The sequence below is a fragment of the Dietzia timorensis genome (assembly GCF_020742175.1).
In the GTDB taxonomy this organism is placed as follows: Bacteria; Actinomycetota; Actinomycetes; order Mycobacteriales; family Mycobacteriaceae; genus Dietzia; species Dietzia timorensis_A.
In genome coordinates this window covers 1-10716 of record NZ_DYXM01000084.1, presented here as the reverse complement: position 1 = coordinate 10716, position 10716 = coordinate 1, and the positions used below count along the sequence as shown (strand labels likewise).

At 65.4% G+C, this 10716-nt stretch carries 7 protein-coding genes; 2 read left to right on the top strand and 5 right to left on the bottom strand.

What is annotated here, in order from left to right:
* A partial coding sequence (locus tag K8V11_RS04610) for a lipase family protein (protein ID WP_303911234.1) occupies positions 1–936 on the top strand: 936 nt, incomplete at its 5' end.
* A 23-nt stretch (positions 937–959) separates the two neighbouring features.
* Here the strand turns inward: K8V11_RS04610 and K8V11_RS04605 are convergent.
* From K8V11_RS04605 to K8V11_RS04585, 5 genes are all read right to left on the bottom strand, one after another.
* Entirely contained in the window at positions 960–1676 is a 717-nt protein-coding gene (locus tag K8V11_RS04605; RefSeq protein WP_303911232.1) for a MazG nucleotide pyrophosphohydrolase domain-containing protein, read from the bottom strand.
* A complete protein-coding gene (mfd, locus tag K8V11_RS04600; RefSeq protein ID WP_303911236.1) occupies positions 1673–5302 on the bottom strand; it encodes a transcription-repair coupling factor in 3630 nt (1209 codons plus the stop codon). Before mfd ends, K8V11_RS04605 begins: the two co-directional genes overlap by 4 nt.
* Before the next feature lie 253 nt (positions 5303–5555).
* Entirely contained in the window at positions 5556–8543 is a 2988-nt protein-coding gene (locus K8V11_RS04595) for a DUF3427 domain-containing protein (RefSeq protein ID WP_303911230.1), read from the bottom strand.
* Positions 8544–8546: 3 nt separating this feature from the next.
* A complete protein-coding gene (locus K8V11_RS04590; RefSeq protein ID WP_303911228.1) occupies positions 8547–8957 on the bottom strand; it encodes a (deoxy)nucleoside triphosphate pyrophosphohydrolase in 411 nt (136 codons plus the stop codon).
* 85 nt (positions 8958–9042) lie between these two features.
* The gene (locus tag K8V11_RS04585; protein ID WP_303911226.1) at positions 9043–10050 is read right to left on the bottom strand and encodes an AraC family transcriptional regulator; all 1008 of its coding nucleotides are present in this window, start codon (positions 10048–10050) and stop codon (positions 9043–9045) included.
* Between the two features lie 92 nt (positions 10051–10142).
* On the opposite strand from K8V11_RS04585, the gene K8V11_RS04580 reads away from it, so the two are divergent.
* Positions 10143–10716: NAD(P)-binding protein (locus K8V11_RS04580; RefSeq protein WP_303911224.1), on the top strand; the 574-nt coding region annotated here is incomplete at its 3' end.

Sequence of the window (10716 nt, the reverse complement as noted above, 5' to 3'; positions counted from 1 at the left end):
GACCGCACCAGGCCCGTGGTCGGCTATCAGGAGGCCAACGACTCCCTCGGCTCTCGCTGCCATCCGTCCACTCAGTGGACCGGCGCCACGCCCCTCGAGCCAGGGGCCTGGTCCGCGCTCGGCCCGTTGGCGATGATGTTCGAACGCGGATGGGCCGTGTCGATCAGCGATGTCGGCAACGATTCGCAGACCGGACCGCACGGGGTGTTCGCCGGCAAGTACGCCGCGAACGCGATGCTCGATGGCCTTCGCTCCGCGTTGCAGCTACCCGGCCTGGACCTTTCGCCTCAGTCCCCCGTCGGCCTCTTCGGTATCGCCGGGGGCGGCGTCGGCGCCTCGTTCGCAGCCGAGCGGCACGCCGAATACGCGCCCGAGCTGAACGTCCAGGCGAGCGTCGCCGAGGGAATGGTCGTCGATCAGCGCAACTTCGTGGAAAAGTCCGACGGCTCGGTCGGTGCGGGCTTCGCCTTCGCCACGCTCGTCGGGCTGGAGGCGAAGTATCCGGAGATGGACCTCGACGCCAAGCTCTCGCCTCTCGGCAAGCAGGTCGCCGACTATTACCGAAGCGAGTGCCAGTTCCCCGCCTACTTCACGCTTCCCTTCGTGCCGCTGTCGGCGCTCTTCGCGAACGGCCAGTCCCCCGCCCGGATTCCGGAGTTCCAGCACGTGTTCGACGACAATCTCCTCGGGTCCGACGGAGCGCCGTCGAAGCCGATGCTCATCACCTCGTGCGGCGCGGACAACTCGTTCATGTCGCTGGTGCCCGCCGCCGATACGCAGGGCCTGGTGGACCGGTACCGGCAGGCCGGCGCAACGGTGAGCCACCAGCCCTCGAACTGCGACGACATGCGGCTACTGACCAACCTCTACGGTTGGACCACGGACCTGTTCGGCATGCAGACCATCGACTGGCTGGAGGCCGAGCTCTCCGCCTGACGCCCGGCCGCTGAAGCGCTGCGTTACCCGGATGTGTCGCCGAGCACGGAGCGCCACGCTTCGGCGGGAAATGGGGCACGTCCGACGTCATCGGAATTGTGAAGCCGTTCTTCGGCAGCCTCGACCCGCCGCGCGAACCTGCGCACCGCTTGCCGGTAGGCGTTCTCCGAACCCGATTCGTGCCCGGTTCCCTCGCCCGTGCCGGAACCGAAAATCTCATAGCCCATGACGTCGGGCGTGGCGATTTCCCTGGGCACGCAGTCGCCGGGTATCCCGGCCTTGGCGCAGCGCGCGAGCACCTTATCCCCGAGGGCGAGGGCGGGCAGGTTCCAGGCAATACCGTCGAAAAGTCCGCGTCGGCCTTCGGAGGCCTTGGCCCGCTCCCACAACCGGTCCTGCTCGGCGGCGTCCAACTGCGGCGGGCCGTCCTCGAACCAGTACGGCGCGCGGCGGCGGAGCTTATCGAGCATCGCCTGCGCAACGTCGTCGATGTCGAAGGGGTCGGTGTCGTGCTCGGCGGTGATTGCCGTGTGGAACAGCACCTGCAGGAGAAGGTCGCCGAGCTCGGAGCGAAGTTCCTCCCGGTCGCCGTCGGCGACGGCATCGGCGAGTTCGAACGACTCCTCGATGAGATACGGGATGAGCGAGGCGTGCGTCTGCGCGGACTCCCACTCCCCTTCTCTACGAATGCGGGCGAAGAGTTCGACCGCTCTTTCCAGGGGCCGCTGCTCGTCGCTCATCGCGCCGCGACCTCGGGCTGGGTGACGACGATCGAGCCTTCGGGCTTGCCCGCCATCGCGGCGAGGAAGTCGGCGACGTACTGCAGCAGCTCGTCGTCTCGCGCCTCGGGCGCTCCGCCGGCTCCCGGGCGGGCCGCCGCGGACTTCGGCAGCGGCAGCTGCACGACCTGCGAGGTCGCCTTGTAAATAGCCGACGGGTACAGCCGCTTGAGCCGCATCTGCTGCGAGTCGAGCAGATTCAGCGGGGCGATGCGGATACGCGATCCGGCGACCACGACGTCCGACACCCCGTATTCGGCGGCGACGATCCGCAGCCGCGACACCGCGGCGACGCGGCGCGCGGGCTCGGGCAGCGGGCCGTAGCGGTCGAACAGTTCCTCGATGACCGAGTCGACATCGTCGAAGCTCTGCGCCTGCGCGAGTTTCCGGTACGCCTCGAGGCGCAGCCGCTCCGAGTCGACGTATTCGGCGGGTAGGTATGCGTCGACGGGGAGGTCGATGCGCATCTCGCGGGACTCGGGCTCGGCCTGCGGTGTCTCGCCGTCGGCGACCGCGCGGAACGCCTCGACGGCCTCGCCGACGAGCCGGACGTACAGGTCGAAGCCGACGCCCGCGATGTGCCCGGACTGTTCGCCGCCGAGCACGTTGCCGGCGCCGCGCTGTTCGAGGTCCTTCATCGCCACGGCCATGCCGGCGCCGAGGTCGTTGTTCTGCGCGATCACCGCGAGGCGGTCGTATGCGGTTTCGGTGAGCGTGCGGTCCGGCGCGTAGAGGAAATAGGCGTAGCCACGCTCGCGGGAGCGACCCACGCGTCCGCGCAGCTGATGCATCTGCGACAGGCCGAGGTTTTCGGCGCGGTCGACGATCAACGTATTGGCGTTACTGATGTCGAGGCCGGTCTCTACAATTGTCGTGCAGACGAGAACGTCGAAGTCGCGGTTCCAGAATCCGTTGACGGTCTGCTCGAGCTGTTCTTCACCCATCTGCCCGTGGGCCACGGCAACGCGCGCCTCGGGGACGAGGTCGCGCAACCTGGTCGCGGTCGCGTCGATCGAGGACACGCGGTTGTGGACGAAGAAGATTTGTCCTTCGCGCAGCAGCTCGCGCCGGATCGCCGCGGCGACCTGCTTGTCCGAGTACGCGCCGACGTAGGTGAGTACCGGCAGCCGGTCCTGCGGCGGGGTAAGGATCTGGCTCATCTCGCGGATCCCGGCGAGCGACATCTCGAGCGTGCGCGGGATCGGCGTCGCCGACATCGTAAGCACGTCGACCGCGTTGCGCAGCGCCTTGATGTGCTCCTTGTGCTCGACGCCGAAGCGCTGTTCCTCGTCGACGATCACGAGGCCGAGCTTCTTCCACCGCACGCCGGTGGCGAGCAGGCGGTGCGTGCCGATCACTACGTCCACGGTGCCGTCGGCGAGGCCGGCGAGAATCTCCTTCGCCTCGGAGTCGGAGGTGAAACGCGAGAGCCCGCGCACGGTAACGGGGTATCCGGCCATGCGCTCGGAGAACGTTTCGAGGTGCTGCTGGGCGAGCAGCGTCGTCGGTACGAGCACCGAGACCTGCTTGCCGTCTTGCACGGCCTTGAACGCGGCACGCACCGCGACCTCGGTCTTGCCATAACCGACATCGCCGACGATGACCCGGTCCATCGGCACCGGCTTTTCCATGTCCGCCTTGACGTCCTCGATGGCCGTGGCCTGGTCGATCGTCTCGGTGTAGGGGAAGTCCTCTTCCATTTCCCGCTGCCACGGCGAATCCGGGGCGAAGGCGTGGCCGGGCGCGGATTGCCGCTTGGCGTACAGCGCGACGAGCTCTGTCGCGATCTCGCGGACCGCCTTGCGTGCCTTACGCTTGGTGTTCTGCCAGTCCGCGCCGCCCATCTTCGACAGCGCGGGCGCCTCCCCGCCGACGTAGCGCGAAAGCTGTCCGAGCTGTTCCATCGGCACGAACAGCCGGTCCGGCGGCGCGCCACGCTTGGAGGCGGCGTATTCGATAACGAGGTATTCGCGCCGGCCCGTGGCGTTCTTTCCGCGGGTCGTACGTTCGATCATCTCCACGAAGCGGCCGATGCCGTGCTGTTCGTGGACGACGAGGTCGCCGGACTTCAACGCAAGCGGGTCGACCTGCGTGCGCCGCTTGGCGTGCTTGGTCTTGCCCCCGGAACGCCCGGCGACGCGGTTACCCGAGAGCTCCGACTCGCACAGGAGAACGAGGCGGCCCTGGGTGCTGCGGGCTCCGCCGTCATCCTCGGGGTCTGGCCCTTGGGCGTCCGCAGGGTCCAGCGCGAAGCCGTCGATGAGCGGGCCGACCAACACGGCGAGGTGCCCGGCCGGAAGCTCTCCGCCGTCTTCGACGACCTTCGCGGCGAGCTCGGCCTCGTGGGCACGCTCGACCAGCCGCGTGGCAGAACCCTTGGAATTGGTGACGGCGACGTACGTATCCCCCGCGCCCACGCCCTTGCGAGCCTCGGTGAAGAACGCGGCGAACTTGTCCTCCTTGCCGCGCGGCGCCGGCGGGTCCTGCGAGGGGAGCTCGACGAGAGTCCCGGCGTCCTCCTCGGCGAGGAAGCCCTGCGGCACGAGCTGCCACCACGGAATCTCGGCCTCGATGGACTGCTCGCGTACCTCGGAAAACGTGAGGTAGCCGGAGCCGGACAGGTCGAGCGATTCGGAGTCGATGGGCGCGTCCGAACCCATGGTCGCCGCGGTCCACGACGCCTCGAGGAACTCTCGCCCGGCGGCGGCCAGGTCTCCGGCGCGGCGGCGCACCTTATCGGGGTCGCACACGATGACCCGCGTGCCGGCGCGCATCAGTAGCGGCAGGATCTGCTGCTCGCCCGGCTGAAGCACCGAGGCCAGCGCCTCCATCCCGTCCTTCGGCACGCCCCCGGCGAGCGATTCGAGCAGCTCGCGCAGCGTCGGATTGTCCGGGTGCTCGGTGGCCAGCGCGCCGGCCCGCTCGCGCACGTCCTCGGTGAGCAACACCTCGCGGCACGGGTATAGGTCGATAGCCTCGAGCGCCCCTTCGGTGAGCGAGCGCTGGTCCGCGACGAGGAACTCGCGGATGGAGACGATCTCGTCATCATCAAACTCGACGCGCACGGGGTACTCGTGCGTGGTCGGGAAAATGTCGACGATACCGCCGCGCACGGCCATGTCGCCGCGCCGGGAAACCATGTCCTCGCGTGCGTATGCGAACACGCCGAGCCTCGCGACGAGCTCGGTCGGATCCAACCGCCCACCCACGCGCAGCTCGATGGGATCGCGGCGCGCAGCGGCCGGGGACACGGGCTGGATGACGGCGCGCGCCGACGCCACCACGACACGTGTGGACTCCCCGCCCCTGGAGCCGACAACCATTTCGTGCAGCACCTTGAGCCGCTGGCCCACGGTTTCCTTACCCGGCGAGAGGCGCTCGTGCGGCAGCGTTTCCCAGCTGGGGAACTGGGCAACTTCGTAGCCGGTGAGCGCAGCTACCGCCGCGGCGAGTTCCTCGGATTCCCGCTCGGTGGCGGTGACGACGAGCAGCGGCGCCTTCGCGGCCAGCTCGCCGACCACGAACGGGCGCAGCGCCTCCGCGGCCTGCACGACCGCGCGGTCCTTCTCTGCCGCCTCGCGAAGCATGGCCCCGGGCGCGCGGGTCGAGAACTCCGCGAATACTCCGCGTAGTGCCGCCGCGCCTTCTGCCTGTGCCACTTCTTCGCTCTCCTTGTGCCTCGCCGACTATAAAATCGTCGCCATTCTCGCAGCGCTCGACCCATCACCCAAACACTTCAAGTCTAGAGGCGGGCCCAGACATTCGCCCGCCCGGGGACAGCGGCAGTGGCAGTGGAGAACGCTGCGTGCAATCTCGTTATGGATTGCTGGGCGTTACGATTTACGCTTCGTCGCTTTCAGCACCGATATCCAGCGAAAGCTGGGCTTGCGCGGGTGCTTCGATATACGTTGCCGCGTCGCCTGGGTCCACCACCGGATGCTCCGCCCCCGACGTCACTATGTAGTCGTACAGGCCTGCCTCAACGGGGACGTCGAGATGAAGATCCATCGTCACGACGTTGAGCTCTTTCCCCTCCGAGCCGGGCATGGTGGTCTGCCGCGCGTTCGCCGACGTGGCCGTCCCGAGGAAGTAGAAGTCGGTCCCCTCGGCATCGTCTTTCTTGGCGAACAGATAAAGCGGGATCTCGTTCTTGGCGATCGCATCCACTTCTTTGCTCTTCAAGGTGCGGTTACTGCGGGTGAACCAACGGAGAACGCTTTCGTTGAGGAACGAATCCTCGTACGACGTGCTGGCCGAGACATCGTCGTGCTTGTGGTAAGTCACGAAAATCGGGCACGTCGAGGAATACGAGTCAACCTTGTAGCCGTACATCGTCCCTTGCTGGTTGCTTTCCCAATTGAGCAACCGGCACACGTCCTTTCGCGAGTACTTCTTCCCGATTTCGAGATCCGATTCCCACGTGTAGCGGTGCCTAGCTAGGTACAACCCCGTATTTATGACGTCGGACAGCTGATCGAGCAGCGCCCCGCCAACGTCGATCTTTCTTGAAATATCCGGGGCCAGCGCAATCTCCTCGTCCGTCCATTCGATGAGGGCCGTGCCGTATCTCTTGCGTTCGACTTCGGTGAAGAAGCTCAGGTCTGCGATTCTCCGGAGGGAGGAGATCGTCTCCGCGTCGTGGGACAGGCCTTCCTCGACCAACATGTCGACAAACGTCGATATCGACATCCGATGCTCTGGCTCGTCGAGCAGTCGGCGCAGCATCAGTAGTTCGTGAGGGCGTTTGCCTCCCAGGAACTCACGACTGACATAGGTGAGGACCTCGTTCTCCCGTTTGTTGGGGCCGGAGTCCGCCACCTTGAATGTCGTGAGCAGGTTCCAGTAATTGTCCTTTGCCCCGGCGACGACCACCGGGTCGGCCACGTCGAATCGCGCGAAGTCCCACAAGGTTGGTGTGGATCCGATACGTGCCTGAAGATCGTTGAACGCCTTCTTGAGGTTGCGAATGCTGTCAAGCTTCGTCGCGTCCAGCGCGGTGAAGATGCGTTCCTTGGACACGGCGTCAAAGTTGATGCTGGAGAGGCCTGCGACCTCTCCGACATCCTGCGCTTCGATCATCTGCCGCCGAATCGAATCTTTGTTGAGGCTGCTGTCGCCGAAGAGAGCGATGGGTACCAGGAAGTTATTGGCGTAGTTTCCGATGAAGTCGATGACGACCAGGTAGTCCTTGCCCGGTGACTTTCGTAGTCCGCGGCCGAGCTGCTGCGTGAACACGATGCTTGACTTGGTCTGGCGCAGCATGATCACCTGATTGATCGACCGGATGTCGATGCCTTCGTTAAAGATGTCGACGGTGACGAGGTAGTCCAGCCTCCCCGCCTCAAGATCGACAACCGCCTGTTCGCGCTCACCGATCGAGTCCGCGCCGGACAGCGCTCGCGTCCGCAACTGGTGCCCGTGAACCGACGCGGAGTTGAGCATGGCGGACAGCTGCTTGGCCTCATCGTTTCTACTACAAAAGATGAGACCTTTGACTTGAGTTCCGACGTGCCCATACCGTTCGATCGCGCCAACGACATGTCCGACGCGTTCCGGCGAGACAAGGCTCGTCAGCTGGGAGGTATCCGAAATCACTTCGCCGTCGATCTCGAAATCCGAGATCCCGTAGTAGTGGAACGGCGTGAGCATCTCTTCCTTGAGAGCTCGCTGCAGACGGATCTCGTAGGCCACGTTGAAATCGAAGAGCGCGAACACGTTGAAGTCGTCGGTGCGCTCGGGAGTGGCAGTAATACCGAGAAGGAAATCGGGCGTGAAGTGGTTGAGGATATTGAGGTGCAGCTGCGCACCCGCGCGATGCACCTCGTCGACGAGAATGTAGTCGAAATGTTTCTTGTCGATTCCCTCGAGCGCGCCGCCCGACCCCAGCGATTGCGGGGTGGCGAACACGTAGCGGCGGTCGATTTCGCGGCAGCTGCCCACGTACTTACCGATATCTTCCGGGGCTAGCCCTAACACTGCGGTGAACTCCTCGATCGCGCGGTCGAGGATCTGCTCGCGGTGGACGACGAAGAGCATCCGCCGCGGGCGGAATGCGCGAACATCGAGCGCGGCGAGGATCGTCTTTCCCGTGCCGGTCGCCGAGATCACCAGCGCCTTTTTCTCTCCGCTATCGCGGATGAGCGCGATCTGTTCCAGGGCCTCGGCCTGCATCGCGTTGGGCACGATCGCCGGTACCACGTCGGTCCCGGCTGCCGCCTTTTGCCCGCGCGGTCGAGGCGGAGGGGCGACATACTCCGCTTCGTACCGGTCGATCCATTCGTCCGTGAGTGGAACTGCGCGGTCGAGCTGAGTCTGGACGGCGGCAGAAAGCTGGTCGACGATATCCCCGCCAGGCAGTGCCGAGAACTTCAGATTCCATTCATGATTGAGCTTGAGCGCACTCGAGGTCAGGTTCGAACTACCGACGATCGCCGTCATACTTACGGGTTGTTCGAACAGGAACCCCTTGGGGTGGAACCCCCGGCCGGCGCCGTCGACGACGTGAACTTCTATGCCCAGGTCGCGGAGGTTAGCCAGTTCGCGGAATGCTTTCGGGTTATTGAACCCGAGGTAGGTCGAGGTGATGATGCGGCCGGTGCCGGCGAAATCGACTAGCGGCTGCTTGAGCGAGGCGATGGCGTCGGGCGAGACGAATGCGACCGAGAAGGTAAACGCATGCGAGCGACGGAGCTCTTCGACGATGGCCTTGAACATCGTGTTCTGCTCGGCGTTGTAGACAAGCCTTGGATTGAACAGCTTCTCCGATGCGGAGGTGCGATCGAGATGGCCGAAGCGCAGGTCGTTGAGAAGGCGGGTGGACAGGTCCACGTGTCAGACCCGCTCATTCGCCGCCGCGTCCGCCATGATCTTGTCGACCGCCGGGATATCGGCGGGCGCCCACTCGACCGAATCGAGGTCGGTGGCGGGGATCCAGCGAATCTCGGCATGTTCGGTGAGACTAGGCTCGCTATCGACGAGCGAGGCATAGAACGTGGTGAGGGTGACGAAGCCGAAATCGTATTCGTGGCGCGTGCAAGCGACCTCGTCGCCAATCTCCACTGTGCACTCGAGCTCCTCGCGCATTTCGCGAACGAGAGCCTCGCGCGGGGTTTCGCCCTTCTCGATCTTGCCGCCGGGAAACTCCCACATCCCAGGAAGAGACATCGCCTCACCACGGCGTGCGGAGAGAATCTTCCCGTCGGCGTGCACGACCGCGCCGACGACGTGAATTTCCTTCTTCATCTGGGCAGCTCCTGGATTGCTTCGGTGGCGACCGCTTCAGCTTATCGACTCGGCCGGCGCGGAACGTGGAGTCCGCGGGACGGATTCACCGCGCAGCGGCGCGGAATTCGCGCGCGGTCACGCCCCACCAGCGGCGCGCGTATTGGCTGAAGGTCGTGACGTCATCCAGCGCCAGCGCGTAGGCGATCTGATAAAAGGGCAGATCGGTGGTCGTGACGAGCCGCATGGCGACCTCCCTGCGGACGTCGTCGAGAATCGCCGAGAAACTGGTGCCATCCCGTTGGAGGGCGCGCTGCAGCGTTCGGGTGGACACGGCGAGCAGCTTCGCGGTGTCCCCGATAGTGGAAACGCCCGTGTCGAGAAATTCTCGCAGGATCTCGCGGGTGCGTTCGGCCATGCTGTCGGCCTTACCGGTCCTGCGCCGCTCGAGGTACGCGACCGCGAGCTCGCCGGCCGATGGGCTGACGACGTCGAAAGGCTCGTCGAGGAGCCGGGCCGGGGCCCGCAGCATGGCATCGTCCCACCCCGTCTCGACCGGTGCGCCGTAGAGCTCCCGATAGCGCGCAGGAGAGACGTGGAGTTCATGGGGAACCAGCACGGATCGCAGCCCGTAGTCTTCGCCGAGCAATTGGGTGATCGAGCGGTGCACGAACAGTAGCGCCATGTCGATAGCCTGTGGCGGCAGCGGAACGTCGGGGTCGCTGTGTCCGTACCGCACACCGAGGATTCCCGGCTCACCGAGCGGATCCTCGACGACGGAGATCTCGAGCGAGCGGGCGTGGAAAAACATGTACTTCGACGTCATCTCCAAGGCCTGGGTCGCGGTACGGGCGTTCTGGATCGCGACGGCGAGCGGGCCCAGCATGCTGAAGTCCTGTTCCAGTGCGACGCGGAGCCCGAAGTCGGGGCAGTTGAGCTCTGCCGCTGCCGTTTCGAGCAGGATGCCGATGGCAACGTCCTGGACGAGGATCTCGTCATCGTCGAGTGCCCCTTCGGGCAGGCCCGAGCGGCGCGCGAGCAAATCGGCATTGCCGCCGAGCGATTCGATCACCGATCGCACGCCGCGCACCCCGGCCGACCGCACATATGCCATATCGCCCACAATCCCCGCGTTTGGCGCGAAATAGCAAATTCTTGTCGCGATAGAGCAACTATTTTGACACCAAGAGGTCTATTGTCAAGACCATGACTACGACTTCGACCGGTGCCCGCGACACCGCCGGAACGCAAGAAAACCCCCTCGACCTGCTCATCGTCGGAGCGGGCATCGCGGGGATCGACCTCGCCCATCACGTCGCCGAGGCCTTCCCCGCGTGGCAGTGGGAAGTTCACGACGTGCAGAGTGACCTCGGCGGCACGTGGCACACCTTCCGTTACCCGGGAATCCGCTCGGACTCCGACATGGCGACGTTCGGCTTCCCCTTCCACCAGTGGCCGCACGCCTCCACGCTCGGCGAGGGCCCGGAGATCAAGGAGTACATCCGCGACGCGGCCCGCGCGAGCGGCGCTCTCGATCGCCTCCACCTGCGCTCCTTCATCGCCATGGCGGACTGGGACAGCTCCCGAGAGCTCTACCGTGTGACGGCGGAGTCCCGAACCGCCGAAGGCGAATCCGAGCGCCCCGCGGAGCGCACCATTTGGGCACGCCGCGTGCACTTCGGCGCCGGGTACTACTCCCACGACAACGGCTACCGCCCTCAGTATCCGGGCGAGGACGAGTTCGGAGGCGAGATCATCCATCCCCAGCAATGGCCCGAGG